General features: G+C 39.8%; 21 protein-coding genes and 1 pseudogene. 3 read left to right on the top strand and 19 right to left on the bottom strand.

The genetic code is table 11. The features are described from left to right. Nucleotides 1–4: 4 nt before the first annotated feature. From FFM57_RS07220 to FFM57_RS09925, 7 genes and pseudogenes are all read right to left on the bottom strand, one after another. Nucleotides 5–739 (bottom strand): class I SAM-dependent DNA methyltransferase, encoded by a 735-nt coding sequence (locus FFM57_RS07220; protein ID WP_137599841.1) that lies wholly within the window; start codon nt 737–739, stop codon nt 5–7. Beyond that, complete coding sequence (gene rsfS, locus FFM57_RS07225; protein WP_137599842.1) at nt 739–1,098, bottom strand: ribosome silencing factor; 360 nt, start codon at nt 1,096–1,098, stop codon at nt 739–741. Before rsfS ends, FFM57_RS07220 begins: the two co-directional genes overlap by 1 nt. A gap of 8 nt (nt 1,099–1,106) precedes the next feature. Further along, a complete protein-coding gene (gene yqeK / locus FFM57_RS07230) occupies nt 1,107–1,697 on the bottom strand; it encodes a bis(5'-nucleosyl)-tetraphosphatase (symmetrical) YqeK (RefSeq protein WP_137599843.1) in 591 nt (196 codons plus the stop codon). After that, entirely contained in the window at nt 1,684–2,328 is a 645-nt protein-coding gene (locus FFM57_RS07235) for a nicotinate-nucleotide adenylyltransferase (RefSeq protein WP_137599844.1), read from the bottom strand. The genes yqeK and FFM57_RS07235 overlap by 14 nt, the downstream gene beginning before the upstream one ends. 20 nt (nt 2,329–2,348) lie before the next feature. Next, nucleotides 2,349–2,666, bottom strand: coding sequence for a ribosome assembly RNA-binding protein YhbY (yhbY, locus tag FFM57_RS07240; RefSeq protein WP_137599845.1), 318 nt, complete (start codon nt 2,664–2,666; stop codon nt 2,349–2,351). 10 nt (nt 2,667–2,676) lie between these two features. Further along, nucleotides 2,677–3,789 (bottom strand): ribosome biogenesis GTPase YqeH, encoded by a 1,113-nt coding sequence (gene yqeH, locus FFM57_RS07245; protein WP_212741492.1) that lies wholly within the window; start codon nt 3,787–3,789, stop codon nt 2,677–2,679. Further along, nucleotides 3,790–4,317, bottom strand: a pseudogene (locus FFM57_RS09925) (YqeG family HAD IIIA-type phosphatase); the annotation flags it as partial. A 197-nt stretch (nt 4,318–4,514) separates the two neighbouring features. Here FFM57_RS09925 and FFM57_RS07250 point away from each other — a divergent pair. Then, complete coding sequence (locus tag FFM57_RS07250) at nt 4,515–5,147, top strand: DUF998 domain-containing protein (RefSeq protein WP_137599846.1); 633 nt, start codon at nt 4,515–4,517, stop codon at nt 5,145–5,147. Between the two features lie 24 nt (nt 5,148–5,171). Here FFM57_RS07250 and FFM57_RS07255 read toward each other — a convergent pair whose 3' ends face one another. After that, nucleotides 5,172–6,635, bottom strand: coding sequence for an alpha-amylase (locus tag FFM57_RS07255; protein ID WP_137599847.1), 1,464 nt, complete (start codon nt 6,633–6,635; stop codon nt 5,172–5,174). A gap of 216 nt (nt 6,636–6,851) precedes the next feature. Then, a complete protein-coding gene (locus FFM57_RS07260; protein ID WP_246023456.1) occupies nt 6,852–8,231 on the bottom strand; it encodes an MATE family efflux transporter in 1,380 nt (459 codons plus the stop codon). Between the two features lie 140 nt (nt 8,232–8,371). Here FFM57_RS07260 and FFM57_RS07265 point away from each other — a divergent pair, with 140 nt between their 5' ends. Further along, nucleotides 8,372–8,869 (top strand): hypothetical protein, encoded by a 498-nt coding sequence (locus FFM57_RS07265; RefSeq protein WP_137599848.1) that lies wholly within the window; start codon nt 8,372–8,374, stop codon nt 8,867–8,869. 65 nt (nt 8,870–8,934) lie between these two features. Here the strand turns inward: FFM57_RS07265 and FFM57_RS07270 are convergent, their stop codons facing one another. Next, nucleotides 8,935–10,272, bottom strand: a complete 1,338-nt coding sequence (locus tag FFM57_RS07270; RefSeq protein ID WP_137599849.1) for a hypothetical protein — start codon at nt 10,270–10,272, stop codon at nt 8,935–8,937. A 150-nt stretch (nt 10,273–10,422) separates the two neighbouring features. On the opposite strand from FFM57_RS07270, the gene FFM57_RS07275 reads away from it, so the two are divergent. Next, nucleotides 10,423–10,605: an SPJ_0845 family protein gene (locus tag FFM57_RS07275; RefSeq protein WP_137599850.1), complete on the top strand. Its 183-nt coding sequence runs from the start codon at nt 10,423–10,425 to the stop codon at nt 10,603–10,605. Between the two features lie 49 nt (nt 10,606–10,654). On the opposite strand, the gene yihA is transcribed toward FFM57_RS07275, so the two are convergent. The 9 genes from yihA to FFM57_RS07320 form a co-directional block, all read right to left on the bottom strand. Continuing rightward, complete coding sequence (gene yihA / locus FFM57_RS07280; RefSeq protein WP_137599851.1) at nt 10,655–11,239, bottom strand: ribosome biogenesis GTP-binding protein YihA/YsxC; 585 nt, start codon at nt 11,237–11,239, stop codon at nt 10,655–10,657. 100 nt (nt 11,240–11,339) lie between these two features. Beyond that, on the bottom strand, nt 11,340–12,596 hold the full coding sequence (gene clpX / locus FFM57_RS07285) for an ATP-dependent Clp protease ATP-binding subunit ClpX (RefSeq protein ID WP_137599852.1): 1,257 nt from the start codon (nt 12,594–12,596) through the stop codon (nt 11,340–11,342). A gap of 180 nt (nt 12,597–12,776) precedes the next feature. Then, nucleotides 12,777–14,063 (bottom strand): trigger factor, encoded by a 1,287-nt coding sequence (gene tig, locus FFM57_RS07290; RefSeq protein ID WP_137599853.1) that lies wholly within the window; start codon nt 14,061–14,063, stop codon nt 12,777–12,779. 160 nt (nt 14,064–14,223) lie between these two features. Next, entirely contained in the window at nt 14,224–15,189 is a 966-nt protein-coding gene (locus FFM57_RS07295; protein WP_137599854.1) for a hypothetical protein, read from the bottom strand. 130 nt (nt 15,190–15,319) lie between these two features. Next, nucleotides 15,320–15,550: a YkuJ family protein gene (locus FFM57_RS07300; protein WP_137599855.1), complete on the bottom strand. Its 231-nt coding sequence runs from the start codon at nt 15,548–15,550 to the stop codon at nt 15,320–15,322. A gap of 80 nt (nt 15,551–15,630) precedes the next feature. Next, a complete protein-coding gene (locus FFM57_RS07305) occupies nt 15,631–16,575 on the bottom strand; it encodes an NAD(P)-dependent oxidoreductase (protein WP_281275739.1) in 945 nt (314 codons plus the stop codon). Beyond that, nucleotides 16,572–17,825 carry a glycosyltransferase family 4 protein gene (locus FFM57_RS07310; protein ID WP_137599857.1) on the bottom strand — a complete coding sequence of 418 codons (1,254 nt, stop codon included), beginning with the start codon at nt 17,823–17,825 and terminating at the stop codon, nt 16,572–16,574. The genes FFM57_RS07305 and FFM57_RS07310 overlap by 4 nt, the downstream gene beginning before the upstream one ends. 29 nt (nt 17,826–17,854) lie before the next feature. Beyond that, complete coding sequence (locus tag FFM57_RS07315) at nt 17,855–18,862, bottom strand: LTA glycolipid anchor biosynthesis glycosyltransferase, IagA/BgsA family (protein WP_137599858.1); 1,008 nt, start codon at nt 18,860–18,862, stop codon at nt 17,855–17,857. Nucleotides 18,863–19,007: 145 nt separating this feature from the next. Further along, the gene (locus FFM57_RS07320; RefSeq protein ID WP_137599859.1) at nt 19,008–20,708 is read right to left on the bottom strand and encodes a M3 family oligoendopeptidase; all 1,701 of its coding nucleotides are present in this window, start codon (nt 20,706–20,708) and stop codon (nt 19,008–19,010) included. Between the last annotated feature and the right edge of the window lie 174 nt (nt 20,709–20,882).

Here is a 20,882-nt window from a genome sequence, read left to right on the forward strand (position 1 = left end):
TTTTTTATTCTTTATGGGCGACAAAAAACCAACGGGCGGTATCTTCTTGCGGCGCGTCTTCTGTAAAATCCCCAAAGACTTCGACCCGCGTAAAGCCCGCATTTTCCAACAAGCGTAAATATTCCGGTAAAGGATAGGTGCGCTCTTGATGCAATTCGTCTTTTCTTAAGAATAAGTCCTCTTCCCCTTCTTTTACAAAAAAGGTTAAATAGTGCTCCACGGAATAAGGTGCATCTCCTGGGTAACTGTCCCATAAAAAGGCGAAGTCTTCTGTTTGATCATGGAAAGAGTAATCTTTAAAGCCCTCTTCCACTTGATAAATGGAGTGGACATCAAAAATGAAGGTCCCTTCCTCTTTTAAAACTTGGAAGACTTCGTCAAAAGTTTGTTGGACATCTTGAGCATTGGCTAAATAGCAGAGAGAATCCGAGTAACAAGTTACCGCGTCATAATGACCGATGTCTTTCAAGTCCCGCATATCCCCAGCAATTAAGTTTAAAGAAACGTCAGCTTCTTGTGCTTTTCTGTCAGCCATCGCCAACATTTCTTCTGAAAGGTCTAAGCCGGAAACTTGAAATTTATCCGCCAGAAGAAGGGCTAAATCCCCCGTACCACAAGCTAACTCTAAGACTTCCATTGTCGTTTGCGGCAAATGTTTGAGGGTAAACTCTTCCCACTTTTCATATAAGCTATCGTCCATGATGGTGTCATAAACACTAGCAAAAGTTTCGTAATTCATTAGTCATCAATCCAATTGGTGAGGTCTACTAACGGTGCATCAGACCATAATTTTTCTAAATTGTAAAAACTGCGTTCGCTTTCAGTAAAGACGTGGACGATCACATCGCCTAAGTCGATTAAAATCCATTTGCCGCCTTCTTTACCTTCAATCCGTTTAACGGTATAACCTGCTTTTTCTACTTCATCTTCCACCGCATCTACAATGGCTTTCAATTGGCGTTCAGAACCGCCGTGGCAAATCACAAAGTAATCGGCTAATAAAGAAACATTTTGGACATCTAAAGCTAAAATATCTTCAGCTCGTTTGCTGTCACAAGCTTTGACAGCAATTTCTAGTAATTCTTGACTATTTTTCATAAATCCTCCTAAGGTTTGGCTACGTAAGCATTATAAGTGGCAAGAGCTAAAGGATAAATGCTCTTTTTATTTTCCATTAAGTACAACAAAGTATGTTGGGTTTCAAAAGCGACAGCAGCATCTAAATTCTCAGCAGCCACCTGACGCGCTTTTTCTACGCCAGGGAAATGACGATTTTCTTCAATGTAGTCGGCCACGTAAAGAATCTTGGCAAGCGTGCTCATTTTTTGGTCGCCAGTAGTGTGCACCGCAATCGCTTTTAAAATTTCAGGATCCTCAATACCTAATTCTTCGGCAACAAAATATTGGCCCACCATGCCATGCCAAATATTATTGTTCCAATTTTTCAAATCAGGATCTAATTTTTTCTTGTCAATCATGGCCAGAAAATCAGCATCACTACGTTCTTTGGCATAATCATGGGTTAATGCCGCTAGACTAGCTTTAGTTAAATCGCAATTATTTTTTTTAGCTAAGGTCAAGGCAGCCTTTTCGACCCCTAAGACGTGGGTAAAACGCTTTTGAGACATTTGACTGGCAATTTTTTTTAGCAACGCATCGCGGGTAAAACCATATTGCGGATAATCAATGTTTTCCATCTTGGTACAGCCCCTTTTCTACAATATAGTGTAGCACACTTTCTGGTAAGAGGTAGCGAGGGGACTGTCCTAAGGCGATTTTTTGGCGAATCAAAGAAGAAGAAATATCTAATTGCGGCACATCCACATAAATAATCGGGTATGGGCTAGTACGTTGATAATGAGGACGATTGACCCCCACAAAATGTACCAGTTGAACCAACTCTTCAATATCCTTCCATTTAGGCAAGTACTCTACCATATCGCCACCAATAATAAAATAATATTCTCGCTCAGGATAACGGGCCTGTAACTCTTTAATGGTCTCAATAGTGAAACTTTTTCCCCCGCGTAAAATTTCACACGGCTCAATGCCAAATTGCGGATTATCGCCAATGGCTAGTTTTAACATTGCTAAGCGTTCTTTAGGATTAATCGTTTCTTTATGATCCACATGAGGGGGTAAAAAACTAGGTAGAAAGTCCACCCGTTCCAGTTGTAAGGTCTCTAGGACACTTTGGGCGGCAGCTAAATGACCCAAGTGCACCGGATTAAAATTGCCGCCTAAAAGTCCAATTGCTTCTTTGCGACTAAAGAGTTCAACTTCTGGCGCCAATTTAATTTGGGGCGGCGCAACAGTCTTCACGTTCACGGCTAAACCCTCCTTACACTTTATTTCCCTAAGGCAAAAACTTTTGGGGATATTTTCCGATATTTTTCTTTTGGTGCTACTTTAAATAAAACCAAAACTTTACCAATAATTTGTACCACTTCACAATCAATTGTGTTTTGTAAAGTTTCAGCTACTTCTCCTGGTGTCAAATCGGTATTTTGTAATAAATTAATTTTAATGAGCTCTCTTTTGGCTAAAGCTTCGTCAATTTGTTTTAACATTTCTTCATTGACGCCCCCTTTACCTACTTGAAAAAGGGGATTTAAGTGGTGAGCTTGCGCTCTTAAATAACGTTTTTGTTTTCCTTTTAATTCCATAATTTTCTCCTTAAATAATCGCTTGGCGCACCATAACCGCGATTCCTTGTGGTGCATAAGCGGTAACTTGACAAGGCCCTTTCACCGTAATAAAGCCTAAACCTGAAAAGACAATATCGCTTTTTTCTGTAATCTTGAAGGTCTGCGGGTGCAGTGGTGGTAAGACTGCTGCCCGGTCTTTACCTAGTGGTGGCATTAAAAGTTCGCCACAATGCTGCGCGTAAAATTCGTCGCTGCCGCTGGTTTTCCGCCGATGAATGTCTAAACCATTGGCAAAGTAACAGGTGACACTTGCTTTTTCCTTCGTTACAAAGTCAAAACGAGCTAAGCCCCCCATGAACAGCGTTTGTTCACTTTGCAGCTGATAGGTCCGGGCTTTAATTTCTTTTAAAGGCGTAATACTCTTTAATTCTTCTGGCTCTAACAAATGAGCCATTTGATGGCGATGAATAATTCCTGGGGTATCCACAATGTAATGGCCGTCATCAATGGGAATTTCAATTTTATCCAGCGTAGTTCCTGGGAAACGGGAAGTCGTGATGACTTCTTGCATCCCGGCTGTTTGTTTAATGATGCCATTAATCAAAGAAGATTTTCCCACATTGGTAACCCCGACTACGTAGACATCTTTTTGCTGACGATATTTTTCAATTTTAGTTAGGAGCTCCATAATACTGGGAACTTTTTGACTCGTTGTCAAAAGCACGTCTACCGGACGTAAACCAGCTTTATGAGCTTGTTGCAACAACCAATTTTTTAGTTTTTTCAAGTTGGTAGATTTCGGTAATAAATCCACTTTGTTGGCAACTAGTAGTACGGGATTGTCCCCGACAAAACGATGTAAACCGGGAATCAAAGAGCCATTAAAATCAAAAATATCCACCATGTTAACAATCAAGGCTTCCACATTACGAATTTCATTTAACAAGTGTAAGAAATCATCATCAGTTAAACTCACATCGGCAATTTCATTATAATGACGCAAACGGAAACAGCGTTGACAATACAGTTGTTCTTCAGCTAAGCCTTTTTCTAAAGCACCTTGTGGCGTATAGCCTAATGCTTTCGGGTCGGTGGTTTGAATCTTCGCCCCACACCCAATACAAAATAATTCTTCAGTCACTTAAGTTAATTTCCTTTCCCATCTAATTCCTGTTGGAAACAATTTATTTTTGACGACTTTTTCCATGGCCCGATTAAATTTGGTATTCCAAGCATCACTAGTAACAAGCGGCCGCACTAAAATAGAACGAATGCCAAAGCTATTAGCGGCTTTAATATCCGTCATAAGTTGGTCGCCCACCATCACGAGATTTTCTTTAGGAATTCCCAACTTTTTTTGTGCTTCATGTAAACCGCGGGTAAAAGGTTTCAAAGCCCGCGCTACATAAGACAAGCCCAAGTGCGTCACCACACGATCAATACGGCTCGCTTTATTATTGGAAACCACCATCACGGGAATGTCAAAAGCCCGCATCTCTTTAATCCATTTTCTCAGCTCTGGTGTGCCATCGGGATTATTCCAAGCCACTAAGGTGTTATCTAAATCCACTAAAATACCTTGAATATTTTGCTGATGCAAATCTTTAATGTCTAAGGCATATAGCGCTTCAACAGTCCAAGTCGGACGAAAACTTTGAAACATGTACTTCTCCTTTACTTGCCCTTTAAAAAAATAGTGAGGGTTCCAGTTTGCCCCTCACCTTCTGCCTTCCTATTATAAAGGAAAACTCGTTTTTTTTACAGTTCTTTTCATAAGGAATTGCCGCCGAAAAAAAATAATGCTATGCTAACGTTGCTTTTAAGATTATTTCACCTAAAAATTAAGTACACTGCTAAGGAGTTCTTATGAAATTTCTAAAAAAATATTACCCGTATTTCCTACTTGGCGGCACCCTCAGCGATTTTTTAATGCCCTATCTTTTGGGCTTTTTCGTGCCACATTATCACCACCTCACCCAACTCATTAGTTACCTAGGCGAAAAAAAATCCCCCGTAGCTGAGGCAGCCAATGTTTGGTCAGTAGTCTCGGGATGTCTACTCATCATTGGTGCTTTAGGTTCCTACTTCGCTTTAAGAAAAGTTCAAAAATTGAGTGCTATCTTATTTAGCAGTGCAATCACTTTATTTGCTTTAGGAGATTGTATTATTAATGGCTTATTTACCGTGAGTCACGAGCATCCCCTCATTACTGCCGTACACGATGCAGGATCTGGTGTCGGTTTTATTGCGCTCCTCGTAGCTCCTTTAATTTTAAGTTATTACTACCAAATGCAACAACAAAAAAGCCAACGCAATCATTACTTTGGCTACTTTTTAGTTGCCGCTTTCTTTAATCTCCTTTACGCTGCTCCTCATCTCTCTTTTTTACGAGAAACTTTTTTAACCCAGCACCGCGGACTATGGCAACGACTGGCGCTGTTTACTATGTATCTTCCCGTTTTTATCTTCGCCTACCAAAAACAGCAAAAGCGCAGCTGAATTTTTTCAGCCGCGCTTTACTTTTTACATTAAGCGTTCCAAAGTTTCTTCGTTAACCCAGACAGAGATGGAACCATCTTTTACCGGAAAAACACCTTGACCCTCGTCATCAATCGTCACCGTTTCCTCACAGTTGCCTAAAGCATCGCGGAAAATTTCGCCTGCGTGAATCGCCGACATAGTCATCTCTTTTGTGCCCCCTTGACGATTCGTCATAACCACTGCGAAACCAGAATGAGGTTTCCGCAACGTTCCTGTGCGCGTCCAGCCAATAATATCTTCGTGATCTAAGTAATCCACCTCCGGACCATCCGCCAAAAGACGGCGAATTTTTAAAAGCATTGCTAACTGCGGTCCTACTGGATCAATTTTTTCGGTGGGAATTCCAAACAAGTCCCCATAAAAAACCATAGGGGTTCCTTGGCGCCGCAGTAAAATTGCTGCATAAGCTTGTACTTTAAACCAACCTTCAATCCACGACTCTAAAGACTGCCCTTTTTGAGTATCGTGATTGTCGACAAAAGTCGTCGCAAAATCTGGACGAGCATCCACCAGCGTTCCTTGAAATAAATTGCGCATATCGTAACTTCCCATGGAATCAGAAGCAGCTAGCAAATGATAATGGAGAGGCACATCAAATAAATCAAAAATACTTCCCGAGGCATCTAAATAGTCCACCAAAGTATCCAACTCATTACTCCAGTACTCCGCTACCACATACATTTCCTTATCGGGTATATTTTCAGCGACCCGTTGTTTCAACCAATCAATCCAAAAATTAAAGCGCATATGTTTCACTGCATCGAGGCGATAACCATCAACTTGCGTTAACGCTTGGTACCATTTGCCCCAACGATTTAAATTCGCCACGGTTTCTGGATTACTTAAGTCAAGATCGGCCCCCATCAGATAATCAAAATTGCCTTTTTCTTCGTCCACATCAGCCCACTCTTTCCCTTTAAAAGCAAAGATGGCGTGTTGCTTTTGACGCGAGTCATAATCTACTCCTTTAAAATTTTTCCACGTCCATTGGTAGTCATCGTATTTTCCCTGACGCCCAGGAAAAGTAAATTTAGACCACGCTTCAATCTGTTCTTCTCCGGAGATTTCTTTATTGCGATTATTTTCATCATAAGCCACCGCTTCGACGACTTCCGTTTCATCGGCACCTAAAAAATGATTTAAGACAACATCCGCGTAGACTTCCATCTCTAAAGCGTGAAAGGTGTCGATACATTTTAAATATTCTTCTTTGGTCCCATACTTTGTCGGAACCGTTCCTTTCTGGTCAAATTCCCCCAAGTCATATAAATCGTACGTGCCGTAACCAACGTCATTAATTCCCGCTGCCCCTTTATAAGCTGGTGGCAGCCAAACCCCGGTAAAGCCTAACATTTTTAATTGTGGGGCAATTTCCGTTAAGTGGCGCCAGTGGCTGCCATCTGCGGGGAGTTCCCATTGAAATGCTTGCAACAATGTCTTAGTCATAAACGAACCTCCTTTCTTCTATTCAACCGTGAAATCCTAATTTTAGCAAAAGAAAACCTTTCAAAAACTTTCTGTGGTTTACGATTTACTAGTACAAAGACATTAATCGTTACCCTAAAAAATACTCCTCATGTTTTACAACCATTGCCATCAAGCTCATTGAAAAATTGCATCTCAAAAACCTCAGGAGTAAAAAAGCTCCTGAGGTTTTTAAGTTTACAATTCTCGTTGATACCATTTGTCGCCACGAAAACGCCAATAAAAGACACTACCGCGGACGCCCCATTCCACAGCCATCACAAAGAAAATTCCTGGTAGGCCATACCCTAAGACTAAACCCACTAGATACCCTAAGCCCACGCGGAAAATCCACATGGATAATAAAGCTGTCACCGTGGTAAAGACCGAATCTCCTGCCGCCCGTAACGCTGCCGGCAAGACAAAGCTAACACTCCAAGTAATCCCGTGAAAGACCATGACGATTAAAATAATCTGGAAGATATCAGGAATAATTTCTGCTGGTGGATTAAATAATTTCATACCTAGGGGAAACAGTGGTAAGAGCAATAAATCCACCGTTACTAAACAAATGGAACCAGCCGCTACAAACGACTTCGTTAATTTCCGCGCATCTTTTAAATTTTTCGCTCCGATACATTGCCCGACAATCGGCACCAAGGCACTCCCCATCGCCGTGGGAATAATTTCTGACAGTTGCACCCAAGAAGAAGCAATAGCGTTAGTTGCAATCACATTCGTCCCCAAGGAAACAATAATCGTTTGAATAATAATTTTCCCCCCACTAAAGAACATACTTTCCATGGCAAAAGGAATGCTGACAGTTAAAACATGGAACAATTGACGCAAGTTGACGCGGAAAAAATCTACTATTTTGTTACGAAAAATTTCCCGATGCAAATAAAGCATCACAAAACCAAAAATAGCTCCAATTAGGCGAGAAATATTTAAAGAAATAACTAAGCCGATAATCCCCATCTTAAAACCTAAAACAAAGACAAAGTTAAATAAAATATAAAAGGAATTCATCAGTAGTGAGAGTTTTAAAGAAGAACGGGTCCGACCTACCCCCCGCAAACTCCCATTCGTCCCTTCCACAATTGCTTGTAATGGATAACTCAATAGAATGCCCGTCATATAGACTTCAGCGTTTTCTAAGACTGCCTGTTCAGCGCCGCCAAACAATAGTTGAATCACCTGCTGATGTAAAAATAAAAAAGCTATCGATAAAGTGGTAGCTACTAAAACGGCTCCTTGAACAGTCCCTCGATTGCTAGTGGTGATGCGCTGATAATTTTTCGCCCCAAAAGCTTGGGCAATTAAGACCGTCCCCCCTAGCCCCACTGCTTGGAAAATTTGCACTAAAAAGACATTTAATGTTCCCACCATATTTACGGCACTAATGGCCGCTGTCCCTGACGAACTAATCATTGCCGTATTGATAAAGTTAAAGCTCACCAAGAAAAATTGGTCAATAATCACGGGAAACAATAAGGTCATGACGTCTTTAAATTGAACCTGATCGCCAGAAAAACGATTTTGTAGTTTTTGATATAAATTTTTACGAACTTGTTGCACTTTTTCCAAATTACTCCCTCATCTCTTATGCATATTATAACAATATTCCTGAAACTTGAAAGGGTTTTAACAGATTTTTCATCAAACTTCTTTTCCAAATTAAATTATGTTATAGTAACGACAGAAAGGAGTCTTATGCCATGACTGAAGAATTTATTTACGAAACAAGCTTTCGTTTCAAATGGGGCTGCGGCTTTTTTATTGAATTTTTAACGGCAACGTTAAAGGACCAAGCGACGCCACCAACATGCGACTATACGTTAGAATTAGAAAATTTTGCCTATGATGCTGCAACCCAAGAATTTGTGGAAACTGACGCTCCGGCCGGTGCCTTAGCAACCCCCACTAATTTTGTTTTACATTTGTCTAAGGAACATTTCGATGCCTTAGTCCCTGATGGCAATCAAGTAGCAGCAGCATTAAAAGGACAACTCATTACAGAATTTGCCGAAGAAGCAACGGATGAAGCAAGCACCAAACGCCTAGCTTTATTGCACGATACCTATGATACGATGCCGATTCTTGATGCGATTCTTACTTATACACAACTGCAATTAAATTGGGTGGACGACCAACATTTAGTCATTCATGATCCACAACCACAAAAACAAAATCCTGCTCACCATCTTATTGGCTAAAAAATTTGCGTAAAAAACTCACAGGAGACAGTAGTGAAGATGCTGTCTCTTGTGAGTTTTTCTTTTTAACTAAATAAAGGGCGCTGCGGTAAAGTCAAGTAACTATAATCCGCAAAAACAACTCGAAGATGATTGTCACCTTTTTTTAAATCAAAAGTCGGCGCTGGCCGGTGTTTCAATAAAGCTTTCACCACGTGAACTTCTACATCTCGGAAGCGAGCCTGTAGTTCAACTAAAGGTAAATTATCTAAAGCTTGGGGGGGCAAATAAAAGACGAGGATGGTTTCAAAGTTTTGGTAGCTCTCATCGTTAATCTTAATTTCTAAAAAATGCCGAATATAATATTCATAGGCCGAGACCCCGTTATCTAGGGTGTAGCGGGGATCAATAATCCGGTAGTTCATCATTTGATTTTTCTGCTCGTTCAGCCATGGAAAGTAAGCTCGGGCATTTAAAGTCCCCCGCGTCACTGTCGTTTTATTTTCCGCCGTCTTGCGATCAATCGTCCGGGTAATGAAAAAGCGTGCTTGGGATTTATAGGTCGGCTGTTGATTTTCATTAAAATATTGAATACATTGCAGAAAATCTTCCGTAAAGTTGTACTCCACCATCGGCTCTTGTAAAATGCCTATCCCATTAGTCGTACTTAATTGGTGAATGGCTAACTGATCACGATACAACTGTTGAAATTTTAAATTAGCTGGATGTTCCCAATTCGTCGGATCATTAAACAAACGCGTTTTGATCGTCTGTTGCGGACTAGCCGCAAACTCCGTCACCTTTTCAACTTGTTGAACACCGGCAAATAATTCCCGCGGAAAAAGTTGGAAGTATTCTTTTGAGTAATACATAATCCAACAAGCAGTGAAAAGTAAGCCTTGGAAATAATGATCAAAGCCAGGCAAATGTTGACAGTCGATAAAAATATTGCCTAAATCATCTTTTAGCTTCGGCAAGCGCAACAATTCTTCTTGACTATTAAAGCTACGCTTGGCTAAGGTGCGCTCATTATTTTGCCGATATTCATCGTAGCTCCGCAAGTATCCATAAGCGCCATATTTTTTTTGAAAGCCATCACAATAATCTTCAATCAAATTACCAAAGCGTTGGAAAAGTGGCGCCTGGATAATTAAACGTTCCGTCAAGACGGCCTTTTCGATTTTATATTCAAAGTAACCTTCCTCACCTGCCAAAATAAAATGAACGTCACCAATAGGGAGCTCTTGATCGCCTTGATAAGCGTGGTAAAAATCGACAAAGTCTAAATCAGCTGGCAAGATCACTTGGACCTTTCGTTGTAGGATGCGTAATAAAGTTAAACTATCATAAAAGGCGCGGCGGAGACTAAAAGCGTCGAGTTTTTTCGAAACGTTTAAAACTAAAATTTCGTTATTCTTTTCCATAATCGGCACCTTCCCACTTTTTCTAATTATAATTTAATTATAGCTTATGTTCTTTTTAATAATCAAATAATTTAACTTTCGGCAGGAATCTGCTACACTTATTCATAGCAATGCTACCAAAAAGTTCCAGTCCTTAAAGGAGGAAACACCATGGGTTTAAAATTCCAACGAGAAGATAACCTCGATAAAATGCTAGAAGACTTCGCCGTTTTGCCAGCTGGTAAAATCCCGGAGACGCCAAAAAAAGATGACGATGCTTTAGCTAAAGCAATGGCCGCCTTTGATGCCAAAGAAAAAGCCAAAGAAGAAGGCAAAAAAAAAGAAACTAAATAAACAAAAAGCATCGCCCCTCTCTACAAAAGAAAAGGGCGATGCTTTTTAGTTAGTCCAAATAATTTTCTAAAGCTTGCCACGCTTCTGGCAAGCCTTCTTTCGTGACAGCAGAGAAAGTTAAAAATGTATCTTCAGGCTGTAAGTCCAGTGCTTTTTTTATTTTTTGCATTTGACTTTGTCGTTTACTCCGGGGAATTTTGTCCACTTTGGTCGCGACAATAATCACTGGTAATTGATAATATTTTAAAAACTGGTACATGGCCAAATCATCTTGCGTTGGCAGATGACGAAAATCAATTAAAGAGACCACCGCTTTTAAATTTTCTCGTTGCGTCAAGTATTCTTCAATCATCCTGCCCCATTTAGCTCGTTGTTCTTTCGACACTTTTGCATAGCCGTAACCTGGCACATCCACAAAATAAAAACTTTTTTCAATTAAATAAAAGTTTAAGGTTTGGGTTTTTCCCGGTTTGCTAGAGGTCCGTGCTAAATTTTTGCGTTTCAATAAGGTATTGATAAAACTAGATTTTCCCACGTTAGAACGACCAGCTAAAGCAATTTCTGGTAAACGATCGGTGGGATATTGTTTAGGTGCCACCGCACTAATGACAATCTCGGCTGAATGAACGTCCATCCACAATCCTCCTTTTACTTCTTGTACTTCTTAAAAAAATAAAGACGTTAGACCGCAGTGTACTGACAGTCCCACGTCCTTATTTTACTTCAACTACTTATTAGCCCGCCATTTTCTTGGCATCGTCTTCGTCAGCTAAAACCAATTCCGGCTTCGCTTTTTTTTCAGCGGCTTCTTTGGTAATAATTACTTTTTGAATCGTTGGATTACTTGGAATCTCAAACATCACATCTAACATGATATCTTCAATAATCGAGCGTAACCCTCGAGCGCCAGTGTTGCGCGCGATAGCTTTAGCAGCAATCGCTTTTAACGCCTCTTCGTCAAAAACTAATTCGGTATCGTCTAAAGAAAGTAATTTTTGGTATTGTTTCACTAAGGCATTTTTAGGTTCCGTTAAAATGCGGACTAAATCTTCCGTATTGAGCTTTTCTAAAGCCGCCATTACTGGCAAACGGCCAATAAACTCTGGAATCAAACCAAATTTCAACAAGTCTTCAGGGATGATTTGTTGCATTACTGATTTTTCTTCGTCAATTTTTTTATTATTGGTTCCAAAGCCAATAACTTTTTCCCCTAAACGATTTTTGACAATCCCTTCAATCCCATCAAAAGCACCACCGACGATAAATAAAATGTTAGCAGTATTGATTTGGATAAACTCTTGATGTGGATGCTTACGTCCGCCTTGTGGTGGTACGCTAGCCGTTGTTCCTTCTAAAATTTTCAAGAGGGCTTGTTGCACCCCTTCACCGGAAACATCCCGCGTAATGGAAACATTTTCGGATTTTTTAGCAATCTTATCGATTTCATCAATGTAAATAATCCCTTTTTCGGCACTATCCACATTGTAATCAGCTGCTTGCAAGAGTTTTAGCAGAATATTTTCCACATCTTCTCCCACGTAACCCGCTTCCGTTAAACTAGTGGCATCAGCAATGGCAAAAGGAACATTTAAGGTTTTAGCCAAAGTTTGGGCTAAGAAAGTTTTCCCAGAGCCAGTTGGCCCAATTAAACAAATATTACTTTTTTGTAGTTCAACGCCATCACTTTCACCAGCGTTTTGATTAATCCGTTTGTAGTGGTTATAAACGGCGACGGCTAATGCTTTTTTCGCTTGATCTTGACCAATGACATAATCGTTTAACACTTTTAAAATTTCTAATGGTTTTGGTACTTCCGTGAATTCCCGGACAGCTTCGTCTTGGAATTCTTCGTCGATAATCTCTTTGCAAAGGTCAATACATTCATTACAAATATATACACCGGGGCCGGCTACGATCTTGCGAACTTCTTCTTGTGGCTTCCCGCAAAAGGAACAACGAACGGTGCCATTATTGTTGTTACCATCGTACATAGGATACACCCCTTTTTCTCATAATTTACAAAAGTTCTTTTGCTATCATAGCATAGTTTTCTTGAAATAAAAAGCTTTTGCACTGAAGTAACAAGCGTTGTTCGTGGTGCCCACTGATTTTTCAGCGGGTAAAAAAGACCTGTAGGAAATTTCCTACAGGTCCAACTCACTTTTAGAAAATTATTCAGCTTCCTTAGCTGAATCCGTAATTAATTCTACGGCTTTTTTCATGACGATGTCATGTTTTAACATGCTTGGCGTCAAGACTTTACGTACTTGTTCTTCAGCCATGCTATATTGTTCAGCTAATTCTTTGATTTCGTTTTCGATTTCTTCTTCAGTTGCATCTAATTTTTCAGCTGCCGCAATCGCTTCAATGACTAAGTTGGTTTTCGTCCGTGTTTCGGCTTCGCCTTCAAATTGTTTATGCAAGTCTTCTTCAGTTGTATTAGTGATTTGGTAATACATTTCAGGAGAGATACCTTGACGTTGCATATTGTTTAAGAATTCGTCCATGGAACGGTGAACTTCATCGTGCACCATGACATGTGGTAATTCCACGATTTCAGCGTTTTCTACTGCTTGTTTGATAGCAGCTTCGTCTTTAGCTTCATCAGCAGCTTGAATCCGGCTTTCTTCTAATTCTTTGCGATATTTTGCTTTTAATTCGTCTAAAGTGTTTACTTCATCGTCCACATCTTTAGCAAATTCATCATCCAAAGCTGGTAATTCTTTAGCTTTTACTTCGTGAATTTTCACTTGGAAAGTCGCTTCTTGACCGGCTAAGTTTTCAGCATGGTATTCCGCAGGGAAAGTTACTTTAACTTCTACTTCTTCACCAGCTTTTTTACCAATTAATTGTTCTTCAAAGCCTGGAATAAAGGAACCAGAACCGATTTCAAGAGAGTGGTTTTCACCTTTACCACCTTCAAAAGGTTCATCCCCTAAGAAGCCTTCAAAGTCGATGACCACGGTGTCACCATTTTCAGCAGGTTCATCTTCTTTGATAGTTAATTCAGCAAGATTTTTTTGTTCTTGCTCAACACGTTTTTCCACGTCTTCATCAGTTACTTCACGATTTTGTTTTTCCACCGTTAAGTTTTTGTATTCCCCAAGTTTTACTTCAGGTTTTACGGTAACGTGCGCTTTAATTACCCAGTCAGCGCCTTTTTCCATTTTGTCAACGTCGATTTGTGGTTGAGCCACAGGATCGATAGCTGATTCTACCACCGCTGCTTCATAAGCGGCTGGTAATAAATCATTTAAAGTATCTTCGTATAAGGCTTCTTCGCCGTACATGCGGTTAAATACTTGCCGTGAAACTTTTCCTTTTCTGAAACCAGGAACGTTTAAGTTCTTTTTCACACGGTTAAAAGTTTTTGTTAATCCAGTTTGGATTTTTTCTTGTTCAATGGTAAATGTTAAAATGCCCTCGTTTGTGGCAGTTTTTTCCCAATTGACTGTCATTTGATTCCCTCCGTAATTGTTATTCCGCGCAAAACTGCGCGCTTACATACCCTTAAATATTACACGAAAGGATGGGAATTGTAAACCACCAGCTAAGGGAAATCGCAATTTTACTGTCTCTTTCCAAAATAAAAAAACTAGCCCCCCATAGGAGCTAGTTCTAGTGAACTGTAAAGGCTGACAAATCATTTTTTAGTTCTTCTTGCACACAACTAAGCGCTAATAGTTCTTGCTGTTCTTCTTTAGTTTGGCGCCCTAAATACTCAGGACTGTAGTTAGCAATATATGCTCGGACCCAATTACGAGGATTTTGAATATATTCTTCTGGAAAAGGATACAACAGTGCGTATCCTAAGCGAATTTCCTCCAACAAATTACTTTCTAAAATTGGATCAATCGTCCCAATTTCGGTTTCTAAAATCAAAATTAATTTTTCGAAAAGTTCTGAGGTAGCAATGGGGTGTAAATCTTTCAACCAGACAGTGCGCTTATTTTGATTGCGGTATAAAATTTCAACTTTTTGTTGTAAATGTAAATTAGCTAATTCTTCCAAGAGCAAAGCTTTCACCAAGTAATGCACTTTCTCTTCTAGAAAAAGAATCCGGCAAGCTGTCAAAAATTCTTCTTGTGGTAATTGGGAGCTCAGCTTAGCTAGTTCCAATTGTTCTAAATAGTCCTGCTCTCTCATGGCTAAAAATTTTTCTTTTAAAGCTGCTGTTTCTTCTTGGGCCAATTGTTGGAAGACTAACTCTCTTTGCCGAATAATCTTTTTATAATTGGCAAATTTTTTAACGGCTGGCCCCACAGCGGTTAAAAGTTTTTCATTGACTAAACGGTGGGCTACTAAAAATTGATTAGCACTTAACAAACATTGCAGATAAACACTGAAAAAATCATTGCCCTGTAAGTAATGTCGTTCAAATTCTTGCGCGTAGTGTAGGGCTTTTTCACCATCCCCCACTTCTAGCAACGTAGTAGTTAATAGAAAATTGAGGGAAAAATCTTTTTTTAGGGTGTAGCAGGCTTCGAAGTATTCAGCTGCTTGTGCTAAATCCCCCGCTTCTAGGGCGGCTTGGCCCATTTCAAAATAGCGTTGGCGGTTCATGGGAAATTGAATTTCAGTCATGTCCCTCTCCTTCTCTCATTTTATTTTCATCTTTAACTTTATTTTATCATAATTATTTTTGAATTTCCAAAAGAAAATTAAAAAGATAAGCTAAACACTTTTCAGGTTCAGCTTATCTTTCATTGTGGAATTATTCAGAAATTAAATCGTAGATCTCCATTGCCACTAAATCAATGTTGTCAAATTGATAACTTTGATGTGTGTCTGATTCAGTTAATTCAAACGTGTTAGTGGTGCTGTCGTAAGTCACTAAGCATTTTTCCACACCCTCTTTTTCAAAACGACGAACTTGAACTTCGCTATCTTGCGCTTCAGTCATCGCTTCTAGGCGTTTAATAATGGCAACTAGTTGTGAATGCATGGTCTTGCCCCCTTTAATCATTTCTCGTTTATTGTATCAGAGAAAAGCGGACTTTGCAGTAAAAATAATCACATCTTGACTTATTTTTTAGAAACAGGAGCAATCCCTTCAGGCCAGTATAATTTAATTAAACTTTGTGTCCCATCATTTCCATAGCCTTCATTTTCTAGTTTTTCATATAAAGCTTCAGCTTGGGCCGTTGCAGGTAAGTCCAAGCCCAGCTTCTTTGCTTCTTCAAGGGCAATCTTTAAGTCTTTAACAAAATGCTTCACGAAAAAGCCTGGGGTATAGTCTCCTTGTAAAATGCGCGGCGCATAATTACTTAAGGACCAGTTGGCTGCGCTCCCGCCACCGACTGTTGCTAAAACTTTTTCTACATCAAGTCCTGCCGCATTAGCGTAAACTAACAGTTCAGTCATGCCGGTCATGGTTCCGGCGATCATGATTTGATTCGCCATCTTAGTGTGTTGACCGCTACCAGCAACACCTTGATAATTGATGGTTTTCCCGAAGACGGCAAATTCTTTTTGCAAAGCAGCATAGTCTTCTTCTATGCCCCCTACCATAATCGTTAATGTTCCTTTTTGTGCGCCTAAATCGCCACCAGAAACAGGAGCATCTAAAACATGAGCAAAGCGCTCAACGCCTTTAACAAAAATCTTTTGCGCTAAACTTGGTGTACTGGTGGTTAAGTCCACCAAGTACTTACCCGCTACATCACCTTGGAAAATACCGTGAGAACCAAAATAGACTTCTTCTACGTCTTGTGGGAAACCCACCATGGTGAAAATAATCTCACTAGCGTTGGCCACTTCTGTTGGCGTTGCGCAACCTTTTGCACCGATTGCCAAATAAGGAGCAGCTTTTGCTTGCGTCCGATTATAAACAAAAACTTCATATCCGTGTTTTAAAAAATGTTTCACGATGGAACCACCCATTACTCCTAAACCAATAAAACCAATTTTTTTCATTTTATTTTCCCCTTTTCTTTTTTTGACAAAGTATTTAAAAGAGACAAAGGCTATTGGCCTTTGTCTACATGATGAACCTTCACTTTTCGTTTTAAAATTTTTGGTCGTTTTAAGCGTTTCAGTTCTTTTTTGCTTTCTAAGTGGGCCTGTACTTCAAAATAATCTCCGGCAGCCTGATAAAAGTCCAAAATATCTGCCACAAATTTTTCTGCCGACATGGGATAAAGTTTGGCTTGTAAAATCGCTAAATCGCGCGGGACTGCTGCCTGGTAGTATTGCAAAAAGGTTGCGGCAAAATCTTGAGGTTCAGCAAAAGTTTGTCCTAAAGACGGATGGTCAAATAAACCATCAATGTACTCATTGCCACACACCACACAAGGCGTCTCACTAGCCATGGCTTCTGTATAGGTTAACCCTTGTGACTCCGAGGTAGAACAAGAAACGAAGTAGTCTGCCATATGATAGTAAAGCGGAACATCATCATTATGCACTTCCCCCACAAACGTCACATGGTCTGTCAAATTTAATTCAGCAGTCAAAGCTTCTAGCTCTTCACGATAAGGGCCTTTACCTGCTACGACTAAATGTACTTGAGAAATTTCTGCAACAATTGCAGGTAACCCATGGAGTACTTCATGAATATTTTTTTCATAAGAAAGGCGGGACAAGGAAAGTAAAATTACTTGCCCTTGATCCAAGTGCAAACTCTCTTTTAAAGCTTGAATTTTTTTGGGATCTTTGACTTCTGGACGAGAAAATTTCGTCAAATTAATCCCCGTAGGAATAATTTGCATGGGAACATTCACGCCATATTTGTGCAAAGTATCCACAACACGCATGGAAGGACAAACAATTCCGGCTAAATGCTTGGAGAAAAACTTAGAAAGCATCCGGACATGACTAGGACGAATCAATTTGCCATTAGCGATGTAGTGAAGATAATCTTCATACATGGTGTGATACGTATGGACACATGGAATCTTCAGTTGTCGAGCTACCATTTTTCCTAGCATTCCAGCGCCAAATTCGGTCTGAGTATGAATCAAATCTAGCTCTAGTTCTTTTGCCACCAAATAAGCATAAAGCATTCCCCGCACAATAATTCGCCGATCTTTAAAAGAGACGAACGGAACACTAGGCATGCGAATAATATTTTTTTCGAATTTTTTGGCATTAGGATCGGTGGTGGTAAAAATATAAACTTCGTGTCCTTCTGCCTCCAAAGCTTCTTTTAAGGTTTTCATGGAGGTTGCTACCCCACTAACTTGGGGAAAATATGAATCTGAAAACAAACCAACTTTCATGTCTTATCTTTTCCTCCTAAGCGCCACTGTTATTCTGCTAAAACTTTTTCGTAAACTGCTTTTAATTGTGCGCCAATATTGGCAATACTACGTTCTTTTGCTACTTGATATCCAGCTTCTTTTAAACTAGGTACTTCCTGATGCGTAATTTTTTCAATGAGTTCCATAAAGCCTAGATTATCTTTTGCCATATAGCAATTGACCCCATTCTTTAACCAACCCTCATAAACGGGGATATCCCGCACCAAAACATTTTGGTGGCTAGCTAAAGCTTCTAAGACGACGATTCCTTCTGTCTCTTCATGGGAAGGGAAGAAAAATAAGTCCGCCGCAGCATACGCGCCTTCTAAAACTTCTCCTTTAATGTAACCAGGGAAAATAACATTATCTGGATGATCCTCTTTCACAATTTGTCGTACGTTGCGGGGAATTGCATACATGGGAATATCCCCAAACCAAATAAAAGTATAGTCAGGCATTTCTTTAGCTATTTCGACAAATTCAACAATTCCTTTACGTTCAAAAAATAAACCTACACACATCACTACTTTTTGTTCTGGCGTAATTTTAAAATGTTCATAAAAAGCTGCTTCTTTTTCAGCGTTGGGAGCAAAACGATTCAAGTCAATACCATTAGAAATCGCATCAATCGGTACCGTCAAACCATAACCTTCTAGTAATCTTTTCGAATATGGTGTGGGGGTAATAATGTGATCAGCTTTTTCGTACAAGCTAATCAAATAGCGCCGAACGATGGGGGAAACCGTATTGGAACCCACAAAAGAATTGCGGAAATCTTCTTCTGTCGAGTGGGCATGATAAATGACTTTTTTGCCAGCTTTTTGGGCTTTATGTACCGCATTATGGCTGTTAATGCCATACGTGTTGATATGCAAAATATCGTAGTCTTCGCATTTGGGATCCGTTGTGTATTCGACACCTACTTCTTGTAAAGCGCGCTTTTGGTGCAACAACGCCCGACCGATACCTGATTTTTCTAAGACCTTTTCGCCTTCAAAATAAAGTAAAACTTTCAAATCCAGTCCTCCTAAAATAACTATTTCAATTATAGCATACCTCGTAAAAAAAGCGCCGCTCCCGCTTAAATTTAACTGAAACTAAAAGAGTGCATTTTCTTTAATAGCTAAAAACAGGAGGGCTCTTCAGCCCTCACTGCTCTGTTTATCGCAATTGTTCTTCTGTAATTTCCCCAAGGAATTTGTCGATTGCTTGAATCGTATCTTGTAATGCTCCATCTTCAAATGGAGATACTAAGTTACCCGTAGTTAAAATTTCTAAGAAGGTTTGGGAGCCTCCAACTTTACAGATGCGCAAGTAATCTTCCCAAGCTTTTGGATCTTGGTCGACGATAAATTTTTTCCAAAATTGGAAGGCACAAACTTGGGCCAAAGTATAGTCAATATAATAAAATGGTGCTTCAAAAATATGCCCTTGACGGAACCAATAAATTCCGCGATCTAAATCTGGCGAATCCCCATAATCTTTAAAAGGATTGTATTGTTTTTCTAGCTTCCGCCAGCAATCTTTCCGTTCTTTAGGTGTCCATTGCGGATTTTCATAGATTGCTTGTTGAAAATGATCCACTAACACTCCATAGGGTAAGAAAGAAAGTGCCCCAAATAAATGAGCAAATTTATACTTCATCGTTTCATCTTTAAAGAAATGTTCCATGTAAGGCCAAGTGATGAATTCCATACTCATAGAATGAATTTCTGCAGCTTCGTTATTGGGGAAAATTAGTTCTGGTTCTTCAATCCACTGTGATTGATAACATTGAAAAGCATGCCCGGCTTCGTGTGTTAAAACATCTACATCGCCAGAAGTCCCATTAAAGTTAGCGAAAATAAACGGGGACTTGTAGTCGCTTAAGAAAGTGCAGTAACCGCCAGATTGTTTTCCGGATTTACTTAACAAGTCTAATAAGTCGTGTTCCACCATGTAATCGAAAAATTCTCCTGTTTCTGGTGAAAGTTCATGATACATTTTTTGCGCAGCCGCAACTAGTTCTACTGGCGTTCCTTTAGGTGTAGCATTTCCATTAGGATAAATCAATGGCAAGTCATAAGCTTTAAGCTCTGTTAAACCTAAACGCTCTTGTTGGCGACCATAACTTTTTTCTACGACCGGCACAACATCCGTTAAAATATTTTGGCGATAGGTTTCCACCATCTTGCGGTCATAGCCCCAACGATTCATATTTACGTAAGCATATTCTACGTAATCTTTAAATCCTAACTCGTGAGCTAGCGTTGTCCGCGTCTTAACCATTTCATCATAAATTCGGTCAAACTCGGCTTCGTTTTCCACGAAAAAGGCGGTGACTTTATCAGCAGCTGCTTTACGCACTGTGCGGTCTTGACTTTGGGTGAAAGGTCGCAGTTGACTTAACGTATACGTTTTTCCTTCGTAGTCAATTTGGGCGGAAGCCACTAAGTTAGCATATTCACTAGTTAATTGATTTTCTTTTTGCATTAAAGGGATTGCGCTCTCTTTGAATAACGCCACCCGTCCTTCAGCGATTAAAAAAAGAGTTTCTGGAAATACTTCTTCTAATGCAGTGCGATACTTACTTGCTAAAAGCGCTTGATAAAATTTAGCATCTAAAGATTCAAAGTAAGGACCATATTCATTCCAGTAATCATCTTCTGCCGTATAAAAAGCATCTTTAGTGTCTACCGAATGACGAATTAATGCCAAGTTTAGCATGGTATCTACACGTTTGCGTAAGTCATTCAAATGATGAACTGCTTGAATTGCTCCTTCATTACTTGTTGCCGTCGTTAATTCTTTCAAACCGCTATTAAAATCTTTTTCATACTGTCCGTAATCGGGACGTTCATAAGGGTACTCACTAAATTTCATTTCACCAAATCCTTTCTTCTGCTATCAGGATACCATATAATTTCTAAAAACCAAAAAGACCACTGTAACTTTCCTTAAAAGAAAAAACAGCGCAAAACTAATCGAGTAGGAGGTAGACGATTATTTCGCCTACCGACCTCTCACACCACCGTACGTACGGTTCCGTATACGGCG

Source organism: Enterococcus nangangensis, assembly GCF_005405245.1.
GTDB lineage: Bacteria > Bacillota > Bacilli > Lactobacillales > Enterococcaceae > Enterococcus_J > Enterococcus_J nangangensis.

What these genes read in the sequence shown, in the direction of transcription:
- FFM57_RS07220 (WP_137599841.1), bottom strand. Translation starts at nt 739, where the DNA reads ATGAATTACGAAACTTTTGCTAGTGTTTATGACACCATCATGGACGAT.
- rsfS (WP_137599842.1), bottom strand. Translation starts at nt 1,098, where the DNA reads ATGAAAAATAGTCAAGAATTACTAGAAATTGCTGTCAAAGCTTGTGAC.
- yqeK (WP_137599843.1), bottom strand. Translation starts at nt 1,697, where the DNA reads ATGGAAAACATTGATTATCCGCAATATGGTTTTACCCGCGATGCGTTG.
- yhbY (WP_137599845.1), bottom strand. Translation starts at nt 2,666, where the DNA reads ATGGAATTAAAAGGAAAACAAAAACGTTATTTAAGAGCGCAAGCTCAC.
- FFM57_RS07250 (WP_137599846.1), top strand. Translation starts at nt 4,515, where the DNA reads ATGAAATTTCTAAAAAAATATTACCCGTATTTCCTACTTGGCGGCACC.
- FFM57_RS07255 (WP_137599847.1), bottom strand. Translation starts at nt 6,635, where the DNA reads ATGACTAAGACATTGTTGCAAGCATTTCAATGGGAACTCCCCGCAGAT.
- FFM57_RS07265 (WP_137599848.1), top strand. Translation starts at nt 8,372, where the DNA reads ATGACTGAAGAATTTATTTACGAAACAAGCTTTCGTTTCAAATGGGGC.
- FFM57_RS07270 (WP_137599849.1), bottom strand. Translation starts at nt 10,272, where the DNA reads ATGGAAAAGAATAACGAAATTTTAGTTTTAAACGTTTCGAAAAAACTC.
- FFM57_RS07275 (WP_137599850.1), top strand. Translation starts at nt 10,423, where the DNA reads ATGGGTTTAAAATTCCAACGAGAAGATAACCTCGATAAAATGCTAGAA.
- yihA (WP_137599851.1), bottom strand. Translation starts at nt 11,239, where the DNA reads ATGGACGTTCATTCAGCCGAGATTGTCATTAGTGCGGTGGCACCTAAA.
- clpX (WP_137599852.1), bottom strand. Translation starts at nt 12,596, where the DNA reads ATGTACGATGGTAACAACAATAATGGCACCGTTCGTTGTTCCTTTTGC.
- tig (WP_137599853.1), bottom strand. Translation starts at nt 14,063, where the DNA reads ATGACAGTCAATTGGGAAAAAACTGCCACAAACGAGGGCATTTTAACA.
- FFM57_RS07295 (WP_137599854.1), bottom strand. Translation starts at nt 15,189, where the DNA reads ATGACTGAAATTCAATTTCCCATGAACCGCCAACGCTATTTTGAAATG.
- FFM57_RS07300 (WP_137599855.1), bottom strand. Translation starts at nt 15,550, where the DNA reads ATGCATTCACAACTAGTTGCCATTATTAAACGCCTAGAAGCGATGACT.
- FFM57_RS07310 (WP_137599857.1), bottom strand. Translation starts at nt 17,825, where the DNA reads ATGAAAGTTGGTTTGTTTTCAGATTCATATTTTCCCCAAGTTAGTGGG.
- FFM57_RS07320 (WP_137599859.1), bottom strand. Translation starts at nt 20,708, where the DNA reads ATGAAATTTAGTGAGTACCCTTATGAACGTCCCGATTACGGACAGTAT.